This is a genomic window from Pseudoalteromonas sp. Z1A2 (assembly GCF_011378755.1).
Classification (GTDB): domain Bacteria; phylum Pseudomonadota; class Gammaproteobacteria; order Enterobacterales; family Alteromonadaceae; genus Pseudoalteromonas; species Pseudoalteromonas distincta.
Window position 1 is genome coordinate 57,672 of sequence record NZ_WTKX01000021.1, and the last position, 21,653, is coordinate 79,324.

Below are 21,653 nucleotides of genomic sequence, written 5' to 3' on the forward strand. Positions count from 1 at the left end.
TGATTACTTATAGTTAGGAGTAACTAAAACGGTTTCAGCCGTCGGTAGAACAATGTTTTCTTTGAGTTTCCAGCTGCCATCAATTGGCTCAATAAATACAGAGTATGCACCTGGTGTATACTTATCAAGTAATGCAGTAAATTCTTGATTGGCATTAGGTGTAAGTGTGGCCTCAAAGTCATGCGCTTTAATAGTACGGTGGTAAAACGAAAGTTTTAAAACATGCACGTTGCTACTGTCACCTTTTGTAAACTTAAAGCTTACACGCTCGTTGGTTACATTTAATTCGCCATGTAAGTAAAGTGCTTTTGCTTTTTCAAACTTAGTCAGTTCTAAGTTTATTGCTTTGCCTTTTTTGTAGTAGTCGTCAACAACCATATCTGGGCCGTTACCTATTGCCGTAATAAATAAGCTAATACAGCCAATAATGGCAACTAACGGAAAAAAGATTAAAAACCAAGGCCAAAAATTTTTATACCACGGAGTAGGTTGCATAGTGTCTCTAAAATTAGTTTAGGAAGCGTTATTTTATAGGAATTATACGTAAAAGACTAAAAAAAAGCCTCCGACTGGAGGCTTTTTTGATCTGGATTAATCTATTGAATTAAATAAATTAATTTATAAACATTTTATTAACCGCGTGCTTATTTATCTTGCGATAAACTGTAAACGTAGGCTGTTAATAAGTGAATCTTATCTTCACCTAAAATGTCTTTCCAAGCAGGCATTACACCAGCACGGCCGTGATTAAGTGTTTCTTCAACAGCACGTTGAGAACCACCGTATAACCAAATGTTATCAGTCAGGTTAGGCGCGCCAAATGGTAGGTTATGTGCAACCGACCCTTTACCGTCAGCACCGTGACATGCTGCACACATTGCAAACTTAGCTTTACCTGCGGCAGCATCTTTTTGGTTAACAGTACGACCAGAAAGGCTCAGCACATGTGCAGTCATTTCTTTAACGCCTTGCTCACCAAGAGCATCGCCCCAAGCTGGCATTGCAGCTATACGACCATTAAGCAGTGTTTCTCTAATTTTGTCTGGTGTACCGCCATATAACCAATCTTTATCAGTTAGGTTAGGGAAGCCTGTTCCACCACGTGCATCAGAGCCGTGACATTGCGCACAGTTTTGTGAGAATAAACGCTGACCAATTTCGATGGCTAATTGACCATCTGTTTGTTCATGTTTGTCACCATTTTCAAGAGCAACTTGCTGCGCTGCGTCACCTTCAAACTTAGAATTAACTAAATCTAAAACCGGCACTTGTGCAAGTCGATTAAAAATAGGACCAAAGCGTTCTTCTGCAGCTTCATACTCTTTATCAAGTTTAACAAAACGACCTTCTGCTTTGGCCTCTGCAACTGCTTTTTTAGATTCAGCTAAAGACGTAATACCTTGGTTAGAGCTAGTCCATTTACCAAAACCTTCCCAGTTACCTAAACCTGGGAAAGCTGCAAGGTAATATACTGACCAAATAAAAGTTGCGAAAAACATGTAAGTCCACCATTTTGGTAGTGGATTATTTAGCTCTTCAATGCCGTCAAATTCATGTCCACAGCTTTCACCTTCTTTTACGCCAGCATAGTTTTTTAAGTTCCAAACTAATAGGCCAAAGATGATGCATAAGCATGCAAGGGTTAATACAATAACCCAAATACTCCAAAAGCTAGTCATTTTTCAGACTCCTTTTCCTCGTTAGAGAGTGTGTTGTTATGTTTTTTTTCATCTTCAAAAATGGCATTAGCAGCGCTGTCAAAACGATTTTTGCTACGCTTGCTGTATGCCCATACAACAATCACAATAAACAATACTAAAATTACCAGAGTCAAAATGCCTCTGTATGTTCCGTAATCCATAATAATTTACTTCAAGTGGGTACCAAGTTGCTGTAAATACGCGATTAGAGCTTGGATTTCTGTTGCGCCTTCGCCGTTATTCATAGCGTTAACTTTTTCAACATCAGCTTTAAGTTCTTCGTCGCTGCCATAACCTAGGCCCGGGTGTTTAGGGTTTTCTGGGTTAATAGCAAAAGTATCACGGAAAATTTGTAGTTTTTTCAGAGTCAGGCTTGTATCTACCCTATCCTCTGCTAACCAAGGAAAACCTGGCATGTTTGACTCAGGAACCACAGCACGTGGGTCAACTAAGTGAGCATAATGCCAATCGTCCGAGTAACGTTTACCAACGCGAGCAAGGTCAGGACCAGTACGTTTTGAACCCCATTGGAAAGGGTGATCCCATACTGATTCGCCTGCTACAGAGTAGTGACCGTAACGCTCAACTTCATCACGAAAAGGGCGGATCATTTGTGAGTGACAGTTATAACAACCTTCACGTACATATATATCACGGCCTTCCATTTCTAAAGCATTAAGAGGGCGTAGGCCTTCTACTGGTTTAGTTGTGTCGTCTTGGAACATTAGCGGAGTAATTTCAACTAATGCACCAAAGCTGATAGCAAAAACAGTCAGAATAGCCATAAGGCCAACGTTCTTTTCTACTATTTCATGTTTGTTTTGTGAATTTTTATTGCTCATCATCTCACTCCGTTATGCTAATTGTGCTTGCGCGTCTAACTTCAGAGATTCTTTCTCAGCTGAAATTGTACGGAAAACGTTATAAGCCATAACTAACATGCCTGTTACGATGAATACACCGCCTACAAAACGCATAATGTAGAAAGGATGCGACGCTTCTAAAGACTGCACAAAGCTGTACATTAATGTACCGTCAGCATTTACCGCACGCCACATAAGACCTTGCATTACACCAGAGATCCACATTGCAACAATGTATAAAACAACACCTACAGTATGTAACCAGAAGTGGGTATTAACTAATTTGACGCTATACATACGACCTTGCGCAAATAACGCAGGAATTAAGTGGTAAATAGCACCAATTGAAATCATAGCAACCCAACCTAGTGCACCTGAGTGTACGTGGCCGATTGTCCAATCTGTGTAGTGAGATAACGCATTTACAGATTTAATTGCCATCATAGGGCCTTCGAACGTAGACATACCGTAGAAAGACAATGAAACAACTAGGAAGCGTAGTACTGGATCAGTACGCAGTTTATGCCATGCGCCTGATAGGGTCATAATACCGTTAATCATACCACCCCAAGACGGTACGAATAGGATAATAGACATAACCATACCTAAACTTTGCGTCCAATCAGGAAGCGCAGTGTAGTGAAGGTGGTGAGGACCTGCCCAGATGTATAATGAAATTAATGCCCAAAAGTGAACTACCGATAAACGGTATGAGTAAACTGGGCGACCTGCTTGTTTTGGTACAAAGTAATACATCATACCCAAGAAACCAGCAGTTAATAGGAAACCTACAGCGTTATGACCGTACCACCACTGAACCATAGCATCTACCGCACCTGCGTAGATTGAGTATGATTTAGTTAACGACACAGGCACTGCCATGCTGTTTACAATGTGTAGTACTGCAACAGTAATAATAAAGCCAGCATAGAACCAGTTAGCAACATAAATGTGCGACACTTTACGCTTGATTAAAGTACCAAAGAATACAATAGCGTAAACAATCCAAACCACAGCGATTAAAATATCGATTGGCCATTCAAGTTCTGCGTATTCTTTTGAGCTAGTAATACCAAGTGGTAATGTAATTACTGCTAATACAATAACTAGCTGCCAGCCCCAAAATGAAAAGGCGGCGAGTTTGTCTGAGAAAAGACGCGTTTGGCAAGTACGTTGTACGACGTAATAAGACGTCGCAAACAGTGCACTAGTACCAAATGCGAAAATTACTGCGTTCGTGTGTAACGGACGTAGTCGAGAGTAAGTTAACCATGGTGTATCAAAGTTAAGTGCTGGCCAAGCTAATTGGGCAGCAATCAGAACCCCAATACTCATGCCAACGATGCCCCAAATCACTGTCATAATAGCGAATTGGCGTACAACCTTATAGTTATACTCAGTTTGTGATGCTACTGTTTGGCTCATTTTCTGGCTTCCGCTGCAATAAATGCGTTTAGAAATGAATTACCCACTATTAAAAGTGGGGCCTACTATTTTTCTCAAGCGTGTTACCTAAAACTTTCAATACATGAAAACTTCAGAAAAAAACTTGAGAAACCCTTATTTTTTGCGGGTGAAATGATAAATTTTTTGGCCTAAAAAAGATAGGTCAATTACATAAAATTATGACATCAATCAAACTTTGTGAGCTTGTTGTTTATTTTTTGATACAGTTTGTGCCTAATTTGGCCTAATAGTAACACTCGCACTTGTTATTTACAGTCACGATTATTAGTATTTGCTTTTCTTTAGTGCGAAATTGTTATGCTTATATATAGGTTAAGTTTATTCACTGTGGTGTTTTTTTTATTAACAGCGTGTGATTTTTCTAAAAATACAGATGAAAAATTTCTTAAAAATGCCCAGTGCGAAGCCAATTTGCCTTGTACTTTTTCAAATGATGTTAAAGTATGGTTAAGCGAGAAAACCCTTTCCCCCGAAACCCCATTTACTATCTTTAGTGACTTACCTGCAAACGTTACAATTGAAGATGCCAAGCTTAAAGGCATCACTATGTACATGGGTTACATTCCCCAAAAATTTAAAAAACATAATGATCTTTGGCAAAGTAATACTATGGTTGGTATTTGTTCAGAGCAAAATATGCTTTGGAATTTAGAACTAACCGTTAAAGATAATGCCACCTCTGTAATACAAACACTCAATTACTCTTTTTACGTAACGTATTAAAGTTGCGACTACAAACTCTTGTATACAGCTTACATTTTTGATGTGAGTTCGTTTTCTTATACATACGATTATTTGAGTGACAAGATCAATAAAATTGCCTTTTTAGGTTTTAATACTGACAAAACTTCAATAGTGAATAAGTGCTCTCAAAAAGTTCAACTTTAATTACGACTGAATAAAAAAATCTAATCAAAAAACCTTCCAAAGAGGCTAAATAAGACTATTTAAGCATCAAGTATGCATAAATATGGTTATTAATTAACATTTAGTTTTGCGGTTTTAATAATGTGCTGTGATTAAGTTGTTAATTTGTCTGTTTTTGGTACGTAGCTCAGTTAATTACATTTGATTACAAAGTGAATCACTTTGGTTTCAGGTGTGTTTCTAATGTTTCCTTGTCTTTTCAAGGCATTGTTTTTAAAGTGTATTTATTAATTAACACTGAAACATAATGTAACCTATGTACCTACTATGGTTATTTCATTTTATTTCTTGATATAAATTGAGCTGTCATTAAGTTTTCGTTCAGTTAAAGGCGCCTAAGTTGCCCACCTGACTCACTATTCTAATAAAAAGTGAGCATTACCAATAAAGGTAAATTTCCAACAAGTAGGGTTCTTTCATGAAAAAATCAACTCTTGGTTTAGCTGTAATCGCAGCAATACCAATGTTCTCAAGTGTGCAAGTTTTAGCGGCTGACGAAGCAGCTACATCAATTGAAAAAATTCAGGTAACTGGCTCTCGCATTAATCGTACTGATATGGAAACATCAAGCCCAATCACAGTTATCGGTGATGACTTCATTGCAAAAAGTGGTTTCACATCGGTTGCTGACATACTTTCTACTCAGCCATCAGCTGCTGGTATTAGCTTAGGCGCTTCAAGTAATAATGGTTCAGGTGGTTCTGCGACAGTCAACCTACGTGGTATGGGCTCGCAACGTACACTGGTATTATTAAATGGTCGTCGTATGGTTTCTTCAGGAACCGGCGCAGATTCTTCTGTTGATTTAAATACCATTCCTGTAGCAATGATCAAATCTATAGAAATCTTAAAAGACGGCGCGTCTGCAGTATATGGCTCTGATGCTATTGCTGGTGTTGTTAACATCATAACAAAGAAAGATTTTGAAGGTTCAGAGCTTAACGTTGAAGGCAGCCGCACTACAAAAGGTGATGGCAATAATTACGGTGTTAGTTTATTACACGGAATGAATATTGCCGATGGCAACTTAGTTGTTGGTGCTCAATACTCAAACCGTGGTGAAGTAATTCAGTCGGATCGTCGTTTTGTAGAGCCTGGCGAGTCTTCATTTATCCCTGAAGGAACACTGGGCGGCAGAACTTACCAGGGTAATGGTGTTTTTGCAGATAGAACTACTTCATACGATTTCACAACATCAAGCTATGCTCAAACACCTAATGAGCTATACAGCTTATTTACTAGTTTTGACAAAGAGCTAGACTCAGACACTACATTTAATGTTGATTTGATGTATACACGTCGTGAATCTAACCAACAACTTGCACCACAACCAGCAAGTATTGATTTAAGTACTTCTAGCTTGGATTCAACTTACACAGATAGCTTCCGTGACGCAGATACAGGCGATCTTGCTGACTCTTTAGAGTACAGAAGAAGAATGGTTGATGCTGGTCCTCGTATTTATGAGCAAGAAACTGACACTTACCGTGTATCTGTTGCTTTACAAGGTTTATTAGATAACGATGCAAGCTGGGATGTAAGTGCAACTTACGGTCGTAATGACTCAAAAGATAAAGTTCAAAACTCAATTAATGCAAGTCGAGTTGAAGAAAGCATTTATGCAAACCAAGCTCTTTGGTTTAGCGGTGATGCTTTAGATCGTAGCTTATTAACATCTAACGATTCAATTTATACTGAGTCAAACGAAGGTGGTAACGAGCAATTTATTCTTTCAGCTGGTTATAGTGCAGTAACAGAAAGTGATATTGGTTACGCAATCGGTGTAGAAAACCGCTTTGAAAGTGGTTACTACACACCAGATCTAATTACTCAGCTTGGTGAGAGCACAGCTGCACAACAAGATCCAACTGAAGGTGATTTCTCAGTACAGTCTATCTACTTTGAAACATCTATGCCGGTATTAGAGACTGTTACCCTTGAAGGTGCTGCTCGCTACGATAACTACTCTACCTTTGGTGGCGAAACAACGTGGAAACTTGGTGCAACGTGGAATGTAACTGAAGAGTTTATGGTTCGTTCTGTATTAGCTACTGGCTTTAGAGCACCAAACGTATCAGAACTGTTTGGTGGTAACTCAGGTTCGTACGATTACCTAGCTGATCCATGGGGCAACGAACAAGATGCTCAAATACTTGTAAACTACACAAGTGATAACGATCTTAAAGCCGAAGAAAGTCGCTCTTTCACTTTTGGTATGGTTTGGGAAGTAGCTGACGGCTTATCAACAACTCTAGATTACTGGAAGTTTGATATTACTAATGCGATTACTCGCTTAGATGTTCAAAACGAAATGAATAGCTGTTTTGCAGGTGACTCAGAATCATGTTCATCAGTAAACATCACACAATCTGGTGACTTATCTAACCTAAGTTCAGCACTAACTAACGTAGGTTCTCAAGAAACATCAGGTGTTGATTGGAATATTAGCTACTCTGCAGATAACTATCGTATAAACCTTGATACAACTTATTTAATCAAGTTTGAAGAAGATGACATTAATTACACTGGCACTATTGATGGCAACATCGGTGGATACTCTAAAATTAAATCTAATCTATCTGTAAGCTACGATATAACTGATGCATTTAATGTGCTTTATAATGCACGTTTTCTACGTGGTATGGACGGCGATTACTACGGTGAGTCGTTTAGCACAGATAACGTTATTTACCATGATATTTCTATGAGCTATAACATCAATGATGCACTTCGTGTTACCGGTGGTATGAACAATATCTTTGATAAAGAGCCAGAAGAAGTTCTAGGCGGCAATGATATGGGCACTGTTCCAGAAATTTACGATGTAGTTGGTTCTCGCGTGTTTGCAAGTGTAAACTACAAGTTTTAACTAGCACATTAATCTTATTAAGGCTCAGTATTTACTGAGCCTTTTTTATTGAACAAAATAAAGGAGACAAGTACACTAAAACGATATTTTAGAAGGAGAACTGATTGTTAAAACAAGATGAAAACTTATCTTTTGTCATTGAACCAGAACTAACTCCTCGTTCTGAACAGCGCATAGATCTGTATTTTTCTATCCCTAATGAAATGGGGATTAATCCGCAAACACTTACCGAAGAATCTTACTTTAATAACCACTTTAAATCGCACTTAGCGTATAACGCTAACAATATACACTTGCCTTTAGTGCGAAGCCGTTTTGTTAGTAAAAACAAAGGTGAGCAACAAGATTACCGGCAAAATCTTAATTTATTTTGTTACCAAGTACGTTTAGCCCTTGATGCCGATATAAAAGACGCGTTAAAAATTGATGAGGCAGAAGATTTTTATAAACGTGCTAACGAGGTATATGAGCAAAGCGAAGGACTTTTAAAAAAGCTGCGTCGCTACACACCAGATGACGAAAAACTACTGCCATTTTTTACCAATGCTGATAACTATTTAAGTTGGCATGTTGAGCAATCTTTTTTAAAGCTTTTAGATGAAGGCCCACGTAGTAGCGATTATGCAAAAGAGCGTAACGATTTACTGCAGTTTTGTAAAAGCGAAAATACGTATCGAGCAGAGAAAAGCTACAACTCTGAAACAACCATGCAAGACGCAAATCGAATAACAAATAAAATGCGCTTGTTACAACGCTTAATTGAGCACGGCGTAATATTACAGCGTCAAACGCGGTTTCTTAACAGCTACCTTAAGCGATTAGTTAAAGGCACTGTTACAGCCGTTATCATGGCATTTGTGATGGTTGTAATACTCAATGCTCGCTCAACGTTTACTGAAGTCACCGCGACACTTATTTTAATTTTAGGTGTTATATACGGGCTACGTGAAATATTTAAAGAAGATATTACACGTATGATTTGGCGAGCCATTGTACAAGGGCGACCTAAGTGGCGATTTAGTTTTAAAAATAGTATTACCAAAGACAAAGTAGCGAGTCAGTTAATTTGGCTTGAATACATGCGCTTTAAAAAAATACCTAAAGAAGTGAAATCTATTTTTTCAAAACGTCGTCAACAAAATAAACAAGCTGCGCAGTGGTTACACTTTGCAAGTGAGACACGTGTTAGTGCGAAAGAATTTTTGCCCGGCTACGATACACTACAGCACACGCTACAATTTAATCTTGCACCATTTGCACGTTATTTAAAACGTGGTGAAGGGAAGCTATATCATTTAGACAGTAATAAAATTTCTAAGCAGGCTGTAGAAAGGCGTTATCAATTAAACATGGTACTTGTGCTAACTGAGGAAGATAAAATACTTTATCAACGCTATAAAATAACGTTAAATCGCAGTAAAATCGTTAATATTGAGCTTATCTACTCCAAAAAATGAGTTTAATTAATTTTAAAAGGGGCTGATACAATCAGCCCCTAATATTTGATCACTTTATTTATTAGCTAAGCCATGTTTGCTATATAAAGTTACTTTGTCTGATACTAGCGTGATCTCGATATTTTTTGCTTCATCGCCCCATACACAGTTAGTATGTAGTGTTTTTTCAACACAGTTATCAGCACTGCCTAAAATAGTTTCAACTTCAGTCTTATCCATGCCTACTTTAATTTTTTCATAATTTTCAAGACTTACCTTAGAACAAGCCGCAAGGCTTAATGTAGCTGCGATGATAAGGAGTTTTTTCATTGTTATATCCTACTTAATATTAATGTTTGAATTTTCTGATCTGGACAATCATGCCCATTCGTGGATGGTCAAAGTAATGTACTTCACCACTAATTACACGTCTAAACTGAGAGAAACGGGCTGACTCTATATCGCCGTTTTCTAGCTTTTGGCTAATATCAAAATTAGCTGTAATGTATAAATAATGTCGTAAATGTATTTTAAATAAACCGTCTAGTTCCCACTCTGCTTTTGATTGATCTGGGTCGTTAAATAGTGCCGGTTGTGAATTTAATAAACTTACAAAATCAGGGTTTGAATAGCTAGGTGTTACATTGGGTTCATTTTTAAGATGCTTACCCGCCATTAAATGCATGCTTGGGGCGCGTGACTTGCTTGCACCTTCAAAGCGCCAGCCAGTATGTAGAATAGGTGTTAAGCCTTTGCGGTCCAGTTGCCTGTATTGCGCTTTAAATTGCAGCTGTTGCGGCGCTAATAAATAGGTTTGCTGCATATCATCTTTAGCGGGTGCTAAAGGCGTTACAGGTAGCTCATCGTAGCTTTGTAGGTAGTCAATACTGTTGTCACATACACCTGATTGCGGGTTTGAATTAACTAATGAATCAGTAAAAGTGCGTTTTTGAAAACGCTCATCGCCATCTATGCAGGCCTGCATTGCTTGTTCAGTGTAAAGAGGGGTCAGTAAGTCTAGCGTATTTTTATCTTCAATAGCTTTGTGCTTAAGGCTAAAGTCTTCTTGTAAATACGGGGCAGGGCGCTGTTTAAATACAAGCACCTCAACCTCAAACCAGCGTTCTGCAAATGCAGTGCTGCTAAATAAGCAGCATAAAACAATAAGCGATTTTTTTAGCAACATTAATGGCTAACCTTTTTTTCGAAATCTGCAATCATTGCAGTGACCATTTTTAAGCGTTCGCGGGCATTTGCCTCACTAATTGCAAAGCGCAGTTTATTTGCGCCATCCATTTTGTACACCTTAGGTGCACTTTGTATCAAGCCAATGATGAAGCTAGGGTTAACCTTGGTATCTTGGCTAAACTCAAAGTAACCACCTTTTGGGTTTGCCTCAATTTTAGTTATACCTAAACTACTAGCTTTCATTTTTAATAATTGTAGGCTAAATAGGTTTTTAGCAGCATCAGGTAGTAAACCAAAGCGGTCTATTAGTTCCACCTGTAGCTCATCCATATCATCAAGGTTAGCACAACTTGCAATTCGCTTATACATACCCAAGCGTGCATTAACATCGTGTATGTAGTCATCAGGTAATAATGCAGCCAGCTTTAAATCTACTTCGGTTTGTTTTTGAAGTAGGTTTTCAAGCGTTGGCTCTTTACCTTCGCGCAGCGCATTTACGGCTTGTTCGAGCATTTCCATATACAAACTAAAGCCAATGGTTTGCATTTGGCCTGATTGATCATCGCCAAGTAGCTCACCCGCACCACGAATTTCTAAATCGTGTGTAGCGAGGGCAAAACCTGCACCTAAATCCTCTAATGATTCAATTGCTTGTAAGCGTTTACTCGCATCTTTAGAAAGGGCTTTAGGGTCACCTGTTAGTAGGTAGGCATACGCTTGATGGTGGCTTCGACCAACTCGTCCACGTAATTGGTGTAACTGGGCAAGGCCGAGTTTATCTGCTCTGTCCATGATAATGGTATTAGCCGTAGGCACATCAATACCGGTTTCGATAATCGTGGTACATACCAGCACGTTGTATTTTTGATGGTAAAAGTCAGTCATTATTTGCTCAAGCTCTTGCTCGCGCATTTGGCCATGGGCTGTAGTCACACTGGCTTCAGGTACCCATTCACTAATTTCTTGTGCAACACGCTCGATAGTTTCTACGTTGTTATGTAAAAAGTAAACTTGGCCACCGCGTTTAATTTCTCGCAGTACCGCTTCGCGTATTAGTTCTACATCGCGTTGGCGTACAAAGGTTTTTACCGCTAAACGTTTAGCCGGTGGCGTTGCGATTATCGATAAATCGCGCATGCCGCTCATGGCCATGTTGAGTGTACGAGGTATTGGCGTTGCAGTCAGTGTGAGTATGTCTACATCGGCGCGCAGTGCTTTAATTTTCTCTTTTTGGCGAACACCAAAGCGATGCTCTTCATCAACAATTAACAAGCCTAAATCGTTAAATTTAATGTCTTGTTGAATAAGTTTATGCGTGCCAATAACTATATCGAGCTTACCATTGGCCATTTTTTCAAGTGTGTCTTTTTGCTCTTTAGTGGAGTTAAAGCGCGAAAGCACACCTACTTCAATAGGAAAATCAGCAAAACGGTCTTTAAAGTTTTCATAGTGTTGTTGAGCGAGCAAGGTGGTGGGCACTAAAATGGCTACCTGCTTATCATCGTTAACTGCTACAAAAGCAGCGCGCATGGCCACTTCTGTTTTACCAAAGCCTACGTCACCACACACTAAACGATCCATCGCTTGTTTTGATTGCATATCACCTAATACGGCTTCTATGGCGTTGCGCTGATCGTCAGTTTCTTCAAACGGAAAGCTATCGCTAAATTGGCGATATGCAGGGGCGTCTAGGGTAAATTTATTACCAGGTTTTGCTTGGCGCTGAGCATAAATGTCGAGTAATTCTGCGGCTACATCGCGAACTTTTTCAGCCGCACGTTTTTTTGCTTTTTCCCACGCATCTGAGCCAAGCTTATGCAGCGGGGCGCTGGCTTCTTCACCGCCAGAGTAACGACTAAGCATATGCAATGCAGATACTGGCACGTACAATTTAGCTTCACTTGCGTAAGTAATTGTTACAAATTCAGTAACTACACCTGCAGCATCAATTGTTTGCAACCCCTGATAACGGCCAACACCGTGATCAAGATGCACAACAGGTTGACCTTCTTTAAGCTCGGCTAAATTACGAATTAGCGCATCTTGGCTGGCTTCGTACTTGTGCTTGCGGCGTCTGCGCTGAGATACTTTTATGCCAAGCAGTTCTTGCTCGGTAATAATAGAAAGGCTTGGTTTAGTGCCAAGTACTACACTTTGCTCGAGCGGACTTACTATTAAGCCTACGTCACTTGCACTTTTTATAAATTGTTCGAGTGTTTCAAATTCTTTAAATTTTAAACCGCTTGGTTTTAAAATGCTCAGCAATGATTCGCGACGACCGTCCGATTCAACACTGAGTAATATGCGGCCTTTTTTCTTTTTTTGCTCTGCTACATAATTTATAAACGCGCCATAAGGTTCATGCTGTTTATGATCAATTCGAATGGCTGGCAGCTCGCTAACGCTTAAGTTTTTATTACCTGCTTTAGTGCCAAGCTTTGCAAGGGATAATCTAATACGTGCAAAATTGCCTAAATTAGAAAACAGCTCTTCAATTGGCTGATAAAGCGCATTGGGTTCTAGTAATGGACGAAGTGGGTCAACTCTGCGGTTTTCATAGCGTACATTTACATCGTGCCAAAAGTTATCTGCCGCGTGCTCTAAATCACCCAGCTGCATAACGGTTGTTGTATCTGGCAGGTAGTCAAAAATAGTCGCGAGCTTTTCAAAAAACAACGGCATGTAGTATTCAATACCTGCAGGCCAGTTACCTTTGCTTACTTGCATGTATACTGAATCTTGCTGCGAGCTTGCGCCAAATTTTTCACGGTAGCTTATTCTAAAGCGTTCAATATCAGCGTCGTTAGTAGGAAATTCATGCGCTGGAAGTAGCTCAATTTTATCTACTTTTTCATCAGAGCGCTGTGTTTCTACATCAAATAAGCGAATGGTATCGAGTTCGTTATCAAAAAAGTCGAGTCTAAATGGGTGCGGGCTACCCATTGGGTATAAGTCAACGATAGAGCCGCGTATAGCGTATTCGCCGTGCTCCATTACTTGTTGAACATTTAAATAACCGGCTTGCTCTAAATTGTCACGAAAGTTATGAGTGTCTAGTTTGTCGCCTACTTTAAAGTTTATTGTTGAACCGTAAATAAATGAGGCCGGGGCTGTGCGCAACATTAAAGTAGATACAGGCACAATTAACACACTTTGTTGTTCTTTTTTTAAGGTGTTTAAAGTGGCCAAACGGGCTGAAATAATATCTTGATGGGGAGAAAAATGATCGTATGGCAGAGTTTCCCAATCAGGAAATACCATGACTGGGTTATCGGGTAATAAATATTCTAATTCTGTTTCAAGGCGCAGTGCACTTGGTGTATCAGGCGTAACAATTAAGACTAAGTTATCTTGTTGTTTAACGCCTTCAGCAATAGCAATACTTAAACCACTTCCGCTTAGCTGGCCCCATTGAATTTTATCTTTATGAGATTTTACCCAAGGCAAGGCTGCCCATTGCTCAAACGCCATTTATTACTCCATTTATAGTTGGCTCTTAGCAAGTAAGAGCCATCTTGAGTTAAGGTTACTTAGTCTCGGTATATTTTTGTTAGGTCTTTATAGTGATCAATTCGTCTATCACGTAAGAAAGGCCAAATACGTCTTACGTTTTCTGAGCGTTTTTGATCAATTTCTACTACTAAAATTTGCTCATCAGTATTATTAGCCTCTGCTAATAGTTCACCTTGTGGGCCTGCAATAAACGAATTGCCCCAAAACGAAATACCATCGCTTTGCGCACTAGGGTCACTTTCATGGCCAACGCGGTTACAGCTAATTACCGGCACGCCATTGGCAACAGCATGGGCACGCTGGCTAATAACCCACGCATCTTTTTGACGAGTTTGCTCAGCAATGTCGTCGTTAGGATCCCAACCGATAGCGGTTGGGTAAATTAATACCTCAGCGCCAGCCATTGCCATCAAACGTGCAGCTTCAGGAAACCATTGATCCCAACATACTAGCACGCCTAATTTACCCACCGAGGTTTGAATAGGCTCAAAACCGATATCACCTGGGGTAAAGTAAAATTTTTCGTAAAAACCTGGATCATCAGGAATATGCATTTTGCGGTATTTACCTGCAATACTGCCGTCTTGCTCTAATACAACTGCAGTATTGTGATAAAGGCCCGTAGCGCGTTTTTCAAATAAAGACGCGACAATAACAATGCTTAGCTCTTTAGCAAGCTCACCTAAGGCATTACTGCTAGGGCCTGGAATGGTTTCGGCTAAATCAAATACGTCAACATTTTCGGTTTGGCAAAAATAGAGGCTTCGGTGCAGCTCTTGGAGTACAACCAGTTTTGCACCTTTTTGAGCGGCTTCACGAATGGCACTTATTGATTTTGCCATATTGTCCTTTGCGTTATCGGTATTGCTTTGTTGCACTAACGCAACGGTTAATTTTGCAGGGCTTGTCATTGTGCTGCTCCAGCTAAAAATCCACGAGGTAATTGCATTGTAATACAGTGCAGGCTGCCAAATTGTTCAATAATTGGTTGGCAATTTACGCCAATAATAGTGTGTTGTGGGTATGCTTTTTGAACTTGCGCAAGAGCACGTTCATCATTGGCATCATTATACGTTGGCACAAGCACAGCATTATTAATAATTAAGTAGTTAGCGTAGGTAGCCGGTAAGCGTGTTTGCTCATCGTCATAAGCGGCTTTTGGCCACGGTAACTCAATTAAGTTATATGGGGTGTTATCGGCAGTTTTAAAGGTTTTTAGTTGTTTTTCCATCGCATCAAGTGCGCTAAAATGCTCATCAGTTTTATCGTCACACTGCACATATACAAGGGTATTATTTGGTGCAAAACGCACTAAGGTATCAATGTGGCTGTCGGTGTCATCGCCCGCTAAATAGCCATGTTCAACCCATAAAAAACTCGTCGCGCCTAAGTGCTCTTTTAAAAGTGCTTCAATATCATTTGGGTTTAAATCAGGGTTACGGTTTTTATTAAGCAAACATTCGCTGGTTGTTAGCAACACACCGTGCTCGTTTATTTCAATACCGCCACCTTCAAGTACCATATCGAGCGCTTGATATTGGTTGTTTGTACTACTTAGCTCTTTTACCAAAGTGCGATTAATTTGATTGTCTAATGCGCTTTCAAACTTATTGCCCCAACCATTAAAAGTAAAATCATATACTTTTAATTGTTCTGTTGAATCAATAGCGGCGCAAGTAAGCGGACCATGATCGCGCGCCCAGGTATCGTTAGTAGGGGTTACTACAAAATGAACACGATTAAGAGAGACGTTAGCACTATTTAGTAATGCTGTAATATGCACTTTTAAGGCACTGTTATGCGCCACAATAACAAGCTGTTGCTGCGTTGTTATGTGTTTAGCAAGTTCAATATATACAGGTTCTACACGCGCTAAGTTGTCGGCCCAATCGGTGTCTTTGTGAGGCCATGTAAGCATAACAGCGTCTTGCTCGGCCCATTCTGGTAAAAGTCTAAAGTTCATGAATTTTATATACTAATTAAGATGGCGCTAGTTTAGCATTTTACATAAAGATGTCAGCTAATTATCACTGTTTAGGTCGCCTCGGTTTTGATCAAGTTCTTGACGTTTTTTAAGTTGGCGGGTTTGAGCATGTAAACTCGCTCTAACAATAAGTTCTTGGTCAGTAGTTCTAATTGCGGTAAAGAGCATAGTGTATTGGTAGTGTTCGCTATCTTGTTTTTCTACTGCTACAACTTCGGTGTAACAATAAACCGCAGAGGCCTCGTGGTGCAAAAACAGTTTGGTTCTAAATGCTTGGCCAATTGAGTGTACTTCAGGTGATGTAAAACGAATACCGCCACCGCCGTAGCTATCACATTGTATTGCGTTATCTTGGGCTTGTTCTGAGGCCAAAATATGGCTCATTATTAAATCTATTTTACGTGACTGGGCTTGTAAAAATGTAGCTAGCTCTTGTGCTATATCGCCTAAGTTACGCAGTGGGCGTAACGAGCTTTGTTCAAGCTCACTTACTTCATTTGCTAATCTAAATAGTGGGGGAATGTCGTCTTCAAGTTCAAGCTGCGATTTAGGAACTTGTCCGTTTGATACGGGGAATAAATTTACTCTTATACTTTCATTAATTTGAAAGTACTGCTCAAACTCACCTAATCTTTCACTATTCATTATGTTCTCCACCACGTATTTATTTAATAGTAGCGTTGTGAGTACTAAATTGCTAGCAGATAAAATAACGCATAGCGGTCTAAATGCTTTGTTTACATTCGATTTTTAACATACTAATTATGATAATAAATACACTAAGAGATATTTAGGGGTAGTTACAAAAAAGCGGCCAATGTCATCCTAACATTGGCCGCTTGGGTATTGATTCATCAGCGTGTACTTATTTAAGTAGATCGGCTAATTCATGTAAATCTTTCACAACGTGATCTGGTTTTTTAGCTAATGGGTAAAGTGCTTTACCTGGGCGTGCTATAAAAGTGGTTTGTAAGCCTGCTTCTTTTGCACCAGCAACATCCCAGCCATGGGCTGCAACCATCATTGCTTCATTTGGTGCTACGTTTAGCTTTTTAAGTACCCACTCATACGCACGTAAGTCTGGTTTGTAAATTTTAATATCTTCAATGCTGTAACGCGCATCAAAGTAAGACATTAAACCAGCGCTTTCAAACTGTGCCTTTACACCTTTGTTTGAAGAGTTTGTAAGGCTTACTAACTTATAGCCCTGTGCTTTGAGTTTTGCCAGTCCTTCTTTAACATCGCTGTGTGGCGGAAGCGTTAAAAGAGGCGTAACAATAGCTGTTTTAGCTTGTTCACTTGTAATATCAATGTTGTTGTTTTGAGCAACCATAAGAAGTGACGCCACACCGATTTGCCCAAAGTCGTGATAACTACCGCTTACTGTATCTACTAATGAATGATGCAGCATGGTTGAAAACCACAGTGGTAATAAATCTTCACGTCCGCCTAGCGCTTTACCAATAGAGGTACGCATTGACGTTAAATCAAGTAGGGTTTCGTTTACATCAAAAATAAGCACTTTAGGTTTTGCTTGTTCATTTGGTTCATCAGCGACTGCATAACCAGATACAAGGCTTGTGCCCACAAGTAGTGAAAGAGTAAGTGTTTTTAACGATTTTAAAATAGACATTAATTATTCTCCGATTCAAGTGCTGTCATAACATCAATAGGTTCTGCGCGTAGGGTGTAATCTTCGCTTAAAAATGCGTATGTAATAACACCTTCTTGGTTTATCACATAGGTGGCCGGTAGCGGTAATTTAAAGCTTTTATCGCCGTAGTAGTGTTCAAAATCAATACCAAATTGTGTATATAACGCTTGAATACGCTCATCAAGTGTAAACAATAAACCAAATTGCTCAGCTACTTTATTGCTCACATCGCAAAGCACGTCAAATTCAAGGTCGTTTTTTTGTGCAGTTGAGAGAGTTTCATCAGGTAGTTGTGGTGATATTGCGATTAACTGAGCACTTTGAGTTTTAAATTGTGGTAAGTAGTCGTTAAGTGCTTTTAGTTCTAAATTACAATATGGACACCAGCCACCACGATAAAAGCTAATAATTACCGGGCCTTTTTTTAGTAAATCTGCAAGCTCAATGTTTTCGCCGTTATGGTTGGCTAAGCTAAAGTTTTCTACTTTTTGACCAATTTGCAATGCATTGTCTTTAATATGCTGTGCAATTAGCTCTTCGTTTGTAGTGTTCATTAGTGCCAAAACGTCAGCTGGCAATTTGGCATCTTTTTGTACGTTATAGGCATCTATTTGCGCTTTTAAACTCATGATTGAACCTCAATAATTAGACTATTTGCAATTATAGTGTTTTATATATTTAAATAAATATTGCAATACTGAAAGCTTCATTCGAAAATATTAAACATTGAAAAGTGCACAATGGCATCTTTATGTATAATTTAAGCGACCTAGAAACATTTATAGCTGTTGTTGAAAATAAGGGCGTGCTTGCTGCTGCCCGCGAGCAGCGTTTATCGCCTGCAACGGTGAGCCATCGCTTAAGTAAACTAGAGCGTGAGCTTGCTACAGTACTTGTTTTTAGAGATAGCAGGCGAGTACGGTTATCTCCCGCAGGTGAAATATTTTATACGCGTGTGGGGGCTATAATAGAAGCTCTACACGATGCTGAACATAGTATTGGCGCGCGTAGCTCATCGGTGAGTGGTTTACTACGCGTGACCATGCCGCCTTGGGTTTTTTCAAAATACGTAATGCCTAAACTCAATGAGTTTGAGCAAGCTTACCCTGAACTAAAGCTTGATTTTTTAATAACGGATCATTTTGTAAATGTAGTTGATGACGCGCAAGATGTTGCAATTAGGGTGGGAAAGTTAAATGACTCAGGATTACTTTCTCGTAAAATCGTAAACAATAGTCGCATACTTTGTGCAGCCCCTAGCTATATAGAAAAGTACGGCATGCCTGAAAATTTAACGCAATTGAGTGAGCATTATTGGGTTTGCCTGCCGTGGCAACGCCAGTTAAAGCTTTATGACGAACACAAAAAAATACATACCTTTAATGCTAAAACCCGTTTTACTATTTCAAACTCCGATAATATGACACAAGCTGCTATTGCAGGTCATGGTATTGCTATTAAATCAAAAATAGCGATTAATGAAGATCTTAAAAACGGTATTTTGGTTGAAGTTATGCCAGGGGTAATGGCACAAGATGATGCACCGGTTTGGTTTTTACGTCCGCAAAATAGTTTAACAACCCGCAAAACCGATGTATTTTATGATTTTATGAAATCACTATTTTTGAGCTGCGAATAAGCGTTTAAATGAGCGTTTTACTCCAATTAAAAACAAATAACCAGTAAGCTCTGCAAGCAAGGCAACAATTATGGCTGCAACAATGGCGGCTATAATAGAGTCTTTTTTCAAAATGATTTGACCTTCAAAGCGTTGCCATACTTGTTGCTTTATATCGCTCATGCCACTGATCATAGTAAATATATACGGAGATTTCTCAAACCTATTTACGGCTATCTGTAAATCTTGCTGTCGCTCGTAAAGAGTACTGATATTACTTGCCCCTTTGTTCACAATTTCATCATCAATATTTTGATAGTGTTTTATTAGCTTAGTTAAATCATTATTGAAATACTTAGCTGCATCGCTTTTAAAAGGCGCAACGGCATTATTAGCTTCAATTAACTGGGCTGATAATGCTTGGCCAAAGTCACTTACAAATGCAGGTATTTGCACTCCAAGTAGTAAACCGAATGCAAAGAAACTAAGTCGTATATAATCTAAAAGTTTACTCATTTATCTTCCTATGCATTTAAATAACCCAGAATTAACATTTGAGCTTGTTTTTATGTCAAAAACTCGTAATCTATTGGGGCGTGTTAACCTTGTGGATTGAACCCAAAGGGCAGTGCATGTATGGTATTTATGCTGCGTTATCACCTATTTATGGGGAGTAACCACACTACATAGGCTCTGCCTTGCCTAAATACCAAACGTACTGCTGCAAATTCAACCACGAAAGGCCAACACGCCCTAATAATAAAAATAACAACAGGTGGATGTTAAGGATGACGAAAAAAGTAAAGTTCACGTCAACATTTGTTGATATTTCTAAACAGCTCAAACGTTTTGTATCGCGCATTGTTCAACCCGACGATGTAGAAGATATTGTGCAAGAAACTTTTGTAAAAAGCTATGAAGCTGATTTAAAACAAGACATCCAGTTTACCCGTAGTTATATGCTAAAAACAGCAAAACATCTAGCACTCAACCATATAGCTAAGTGGGACAATAAATTTAATGATTCGTTAGAAAACGATAACGAATTACCCGTATTACTCAAATCAATGAAGCTCGAAGACGAATACACATCTAAAGAGCGTTTTTTACTTTTTTGTAGAGCTACTGAGCAACTAAGCTCATCGATTCGTAAATGCTTTATATTAAAAAAAGTTTACGGTATGAGCCAAAAAGAGATAGCAGACCAAATGCAGTTAAGCCAAAGCACTGTTGAAAAACACATTGCCAAAGGATTGTTACAAACCATGTTATACATGCGTGAACATGAGCAAAGCCCTCAAACGAACCTTAAAGCTCAAGCACATCCTATATCAGTTAAGAGGGTCGCAGAATGAGTAATGTTCATCAATTTAATTCAAAAGATTTAATCTTAGAAAAGTCATGTGATTGGATAAGCGCGATTGATCGTGGTTTAACTTATGATGAAAAAGAGCAATTTAAATTATGGATGATGCAAAGCACTGCACATCAAGACTCTATATACGAGCTTGCTCAGCTTTGGGATGAGCTTTCAGTATTAAACGAATTAAGTCATTTATTTCCTCAGCGCAACAATACTAAAACATCAAAAAACAAGTGGATGTTTTCTTATTCAATTGCAGCGAGTTTGTTTGCAGCGTTAATGGTATGCAGCTACTTATTAATTAACTTAGAAAATGGCTACAACCAAGAGCTTGCAAAAGTTAATTACACTAAAATTTACAAAACAAAAGTAGGCGAGCAAGCAACGTATGTATTGCCAGACGGCACCATAGTGCAGCTTAATACTAATAGCTTACTAGAAGTTGCTTATAGTAAAGGCCGCAGGCAGTTATTACTTAGTCGTGGAGAAGGGCGCTTTAATGTAGCAAAAGATGCCACGCGTCCGTTTAGTGTTATGGCTGGTGATAAAAGTTTTACCGCGTTAGGCACGGTATTTAATGTACAACGCAATACTTCATCAGATTTAGAACTGGTGGTTACTGAAGGCAAAGTGATGATCACTGATCCAAGTGTAGCGGTTGATGCAAATGACTTTAAAGATTATCAACTTGCAGATAATAGCACGAAAAAAATTCGTCAAATTAATGCCAATATTGTTACCTCAGGCGAAAAAGCAGTTATTGAGCAAAGTGTTACAAAACCAATTACGCAGCTTTCAATGAACGACGTACAACGCGATTTGGCATGGCAAAACGGGATGCTTATTTTTAATGGAGAAGAGCTAAGCGATGCTTTAAATGAAGTAAGCCGCTATACAGCCACACGTTTTGAGCTTTCATCAGCTGAGCTTGCCAGTATTAAAGTGGCTGGAGTATTTAAAGCCGGTGACGTTGAAGGTTTACTAGAAAGTTTACAAACTAACTTTTCGATTGATCATGAGCGTTTAGGTGAGCATGTAGTAACGCTAAAACACCATACAGAATCATAAGTA

20 protein-coding genes are annotated in these 21,653 nt (G+C 39.1%); 6 read left to right on the forward strand and 14 right to left on the reverse strand.

Annotated elements, in window-relative coordinates; genetic code table 11:
- Positions 1–3 precede the first annotated feature (3 nt).
- The 5 genes from GQR47_RS14610 to ccoN form a co-directional block, all read right to left on the reverse strand.
- Positions 4–495, reverse strand: a complete 492-nt coding sequence (locus GQR47_RS14610; RefSeq protein ID WP_002963075.1) for a FixH family protein — start codon at positions 493–495, stop codon at positions 4–6.
- Positions 496–644: 149 nt separating this feature from the next.
- Positions 645–1,679: a cytochrome-c oxidase, cbb3-type subunit III gene (ccoP, locus tag GQR47_RS14615; RefSeq protein WP_138488889.1), complete on the reverse strand. Its 1,035-nt coding sequence runs from the start codon at positions 1,677–1,679 to the stop codon at positions 645–647.
- Positions 1,676–1,861 carry a CcoQ/FixQ family Cbb3-type cytochrome c oxidase assembly chaperone gene (locus GQR47_RS14620; protein WP_024597380.1) on the reverse strand — a complete coding sequence of 62 codons (186 nt, stop codon included), beginning with the start codon at positions 1,859–1,861 and terminating at the stop codon, positions 1,676–1,678. Before GQR47_RS14620 ends, ccoP begins: the two co-directional genes overlap by 4 nt.
- Positions 1,862–1,867: 6 nt before the next feature.
- Positions 1,868–2,542, reverse strand: a complete 675-nt coding sequence (gene ccoO, locus GQR47_RS14625; protein ID WP_165723947.1) for a cytochrome-c oxidase, cbb3-type subunit II — start codon at positions 2,540–2,542, stop codon at positions 1,868–1,870.
- A gap of 12 nt (positions 2,543–2,554) precedes the next feature.
- Positions 2,555–3,988, reverse strand: a complete 1,434-nt coding sequence (ccoN, locus tag GQR47_RS14630) for a cytochrome-c oxidase, cbb3-type subunit I (RefSeq protein ID WP_002961515.1) — start codon at positions 3,986–3,988, stop codon at positions 2,555–2,557.
- 339 nt (positions 3,989–4,327) lie between these two features.
- Between ccoN and GQR47_RS14635 the strand changes: the two genes are divergently transcribed.
- The 3 genes from GQR47_RS14635 to GQR47_RS14645 all read left to right on the forward strand — a co-directional run bounded on the left by GQR47_RS14635 (position 4,328) and on the right by GQR47_RS14645 (position 9,283).
- On the forward strand, positions 4,328–4,753 hold the full coding sequence (locus GQR47_RS14635) for a hypothetical protein (protein ID WP_039490088.1): 426 nt from the start codon (positions 4,328–4,330) through the stop codon (positions 4,751–4,753).
- 622 nt (positions 4,754–5,375) lie between these two features.
- A complete protein-coding gene (locus tag GQR47_RS14640; protein WP_165723938.1) occupies positions 5,376–7,826 on the forward strand; it encodes a TonB-dependent receptor in 2,451 nt (816 codons plus the stop codon).
- Positions 7,827–7,930: 104 nt separating this feature from the next.
- Positions 7,931–9,283, forward strand: a complete 1,353-nt coding sequence (locus GQR47_RS14645) for a hypothetical protein (RefSeq protein ID WP_002961512.1) — start codon at positions 7,931–7,933, stop codon at positions 9,281–9,283.
- A 54-nt stretch (positions 9,284–9,337) separates the two neighbouring features.
- Here the strand turns inward: GQR47_RS14645 and GQR47_RS14650 are convergent, their stop codons facing one another.
- The 8 genes from GQR47_RS14650 to GQR47_RS14685 all read right to left on the reverse strand — a co-directional run bounded on the left by GQR47_RS14650 (position 9,338) and on the right by GQR47_RS14685 (position 18,230).
- Positions 9,338–9,592 carry a lipoprotein gene (locus GQR47_RS14650; RefSeq protein WP_024597375.1) on the reverse strand — a complete coding sequence of 85 codons (255 nt, stop codon included), beginning with the start codon at positions 9,590–9,592 and terminating at the stop codon, positions 9,338–9,340.
- Positions 9,593–9,611: 19 nt separating this feature from the next.
- Positions 9,612–10,448: a peptidoglycan binding protein CsiV gene (locus GQR47_RS14655; RefSeq protein ID WP_165723939.1), complete on the reverse strand. Its 837-nt coding sequence runs from the start codon at positions 10,446–10,448 to the stop codon at positions 9,612–9,614.
- Complete coding sequence (gene mfd / locus GQR47_RS14660; RefSeq protein ID WP_165723940.1) at positions 10,448–13,921, reverse strand: transcription-repair coupling factor; 3,474 nt, start codon at positions 13,919–13,921, stop codon at positions 10,448–10,450. The genes GQR47_RS14655 and mfd overlap by 1 nt, the downstream gene beginning before the upstream one ends.
- A gap of 59 nt (positions 13,922–13,980) precedes the next feature.
- On the reverse strand, positions 13,981–14,874 hold the full coding sequence (locus GQR47_RS14665) for a carbon-nitrogen hydrolase (RefSeq protein ID WP_024597239.1): 894 nt from the start codon (positions 14,872–14,874) through the stop codon (positions 13,981–13,983).
- Positions 14,871–15,926, reverse strand: a complete 1,056-nt coding sequence (locus tag GQR47_RS14670) for an agmatine deiminase family protein (RefSeq protein WP_165723941.1) — start codon at positions 15,924–15,926, stop codon at positions 14,871–14,873. Before GQR47_RS14670 ends, GQR47_RS14665 begins: the two co-directional genes overlap by 4 nt.
- A gap of 57 nt (positions 15,927–15,983) precedes the next feature.
- Positions 15,984–16,592, reverse strand: coding sequence for a PilZ domain-containing protein (locus GQR47_RS14675; protein ID WP_165723942.1), 609 nt, complete (start codon positions 16,590–16,592; stop codon positions 15,984–15,986).
- A 220-nt stretch (positions 16,593–16,812) separates the two neighbouring features.
- Complete coding sequence (locus GQR47_RS14680) at positions 16,813–17,580, reverse strand: haloacid dehalogenase type II (protein ID WP_165723943.1); 768 nt, start codon at positions 17,578–17,580, stop codon at positions 16,813–16,815.
- The gene (locus GQR47_RS14685; protein ID WP_024597236.1) at positions 17,580–18,230 is read right to left on the reverse strand and encodes a peroxiredoxin-like family protein; all 651 of its coding nucleotides are present in this window, start codon (positions 18,228–18,230) and stop codon (positions 17,580–17,582) included. The genes GQR47_RS14680 and GQR47_RS14685 overlap by 1 nt, the downstream gene beginning before the upstream one ends.
- A gap of 122 nt (positions 18,231–18,352) precedes the next feature.
- Between GQR47_RS14685 and GQR47_RS14690 the strand changes: the two genes are divergently transcribed.
- Entirely contained in the window at positions 18,353–19,240 is an 888-nt protein-coding gene (locus tag GQR47_RS14690; RefSeq protein WP_165723944.1) for a LysR family transcriptional regulator, read from the forward strand.
- On the opposite strand, the gene GQR47_RS14695 is transcribed toward GQR47_RS14690, so the two are convergent.
- Complete coding sequence (locus GQR47_RS14695) at positions 19,220–19,735, reverse strand: DUF2937 family protein (protein WP_165723945.1); 516 nt, start codon at positions 19,733–19,735, stop codon at positions 19,220–19,222. The genes GQR47_RS14690 and GQR47_RS14695 overlap by 21 nt on opposite strands.
- A gap of 272 nt (positions 19,736–20,007) precedes the next feature.
- On the opposite strand from GQR47_RS14695, the gene GQR47_RS14700 reads away from it, so the two are divergent.
- Complete coding sequence (locus GQR47_RS14700) at positions 20,008–20,574, forward strand: RNA polymerase sigma factor (RefSeq protein WP_024597233.1); 567 nt, start codon at positions 20,008–20,010, stop codon at positions 20,572–20,574.
- The gene (locus GQR47_RS14705; protein ID WP_165723946.1) at positions 20,571–21,650 is read left to right on the forward strand and encodes a FecR domain-containing protein; all 1,080 of its coding nucleotides are present in this window, start codon (positions 20,571–20,573) and stop codon (positions 21,648–21,650) included. The genes GQR47_RS14700 and GQR47_RS14705 overlap by 4 nt, the downstream gene beginning before the upstream one ends.
- Positions 21,651–21,653 lie beyond the last annotated feature (3 nt).

What these genes read in the sequence shown, in the direction of transcription:
- GQR47_RS14610 (WP_002963075.1), bottom strand. Translation starts at nt 495, where the DNA reads ATGCAACCTACTCCGTGGTATAAAAATTTTTGGCCTTGGTTTTTAATC.
- ccoP (WP_138488889.1), bottom strand. Translation starts at nt 1,679, where the DNA reads ATGACTAGCTTTTGGAGTATTTGGGTTATTGTATTAACCCTTGCATGC.
- GQR47_RS14620 (WP_024597380.1), bottom strand. Translation starts at nt 1,861, where the DNA reads ATGGATTACGGAACATACAGAGGCATTTTGACTCTGGTAATTTTAGTA.
- ccoO (WP_165723947.1), bottom strand. Translation starts at nt 2,542, where the DNA reads ATGAGCAATAAAAATTCACAAAACAAACATGAAATAGTAGAAAAGAAC.
- ccoN (WP_002961515.1), bottom strand. Translation starts at nt 3,988, where the DNA reads ATGAGCCAAACAGTAGCATCACAAACTGAGTATAACTATAAGGTTGTA.
- GQR47_RS14635 (WP_039490088.1), top strand. Translation starts at nt 4,328, where the DNA reads ATGCTTATATATAGGTTAAGTTTATTCACTGTGGTGTTTTTTTTATTA.
- GQR47_RS14640 (WP_165723938.1), top strand. Translation starts at nt 5,376, where the DNA reads ATGAAAAAATCAACTCTTGGTTTAGCTGTAATCGCAGCAATACCAATG.
- GQR47_RS14650 (WP_024597375.1), bottom strand. Translation starts at nt 9,592, where the DNA reads ATGAAAAAACTCCTTATCATCGCAGCTACATTAAGCCTTGCGGCTTGT.
- GQR47_RS14655 (WP_165723939.1), bottom strand. Translation starts at nt 10,448, where the DNA reads ATGTTGCTAAAAAAATCGCTTATTGTTTTATGCTGCTTATTTAGCAGC.
- mfd (WP_165723940.1), bottom strand. Translation starts at nt 13,921, where the DNA reads ATGGCGTTTGAGCAATGGGCAGCCTTGCCTTGGGTAAAATCTCATAAA.
- GQR47_RS14665 (WP_024597239.1), bottom strand. Translation starts at nt 14,874, where the DNA reads ATGACAAGCCCTGCAAAATTAACCGTTGCGTTAGTGCAACAAAGCAAT.
- GQR47_RS14670 (WP_165723941.1), bottom strand. Translation starts at nt 15,926, where the DNA reads ATGAACTTTAGACTTTTACCAGAATGGGCCGAGCAAGACGCTGTTATG.
- GQR47_RS14675 (WP_165723942.1), bottom strand. Translation starts at nt 16,592, where the DNA reads ATGAATAGTGAAAGATTAGGTGAGTTTGAGCAGTACTTTCAAATTAAT.
- GQR47_RS14680 (WP_165723943.1), bottom strand. Translation starts at nt 17,580, where the DNA reads ATGTCTATTTTAAAATCGTTAAAAACACTTACTCTTTCACTACTTGTG.
- GQR47_RS14685 (WP_024597236.1), bottom strand. Translation starts at nt 18,230, where the DNA reads ATGAGTTTAAAAGCGCAAATAGATGCCTATAACGTACAAAAAGATGCC.
- GQR47_RS14690 (WP_165723944.1), top strand. Translation starts at nt 18,353, where the DNA reads ATGTATAATTTAAGCGACCTAGAAACATTTATAGCTGTTGTTGAAAAT.
- GQR47_RS14695 (WP_165723945.1), bottom strand. Translation starts at nt 19,735, where the DNA reads ATGAGTAAACTTTTAGATTATATACGACTTAGTTTCTTTGCATTCGGT.
- GQR47_RS14700 (WP_024597233.1), top strand. Translation starts at nt 20,008, where the DNA reads ATGACGAAAAAAGTAAAGTTCACGTCAACATTTGTTGATATTTCTAAA.
- GQR47_RS14705 (WP_165723946.1), top strand. Translation starts at nt 20,571, where the DNA reads ATGAGTAATGTTCATCAATTTAATTCAAAAGATTTAATCTTAGAAAAG.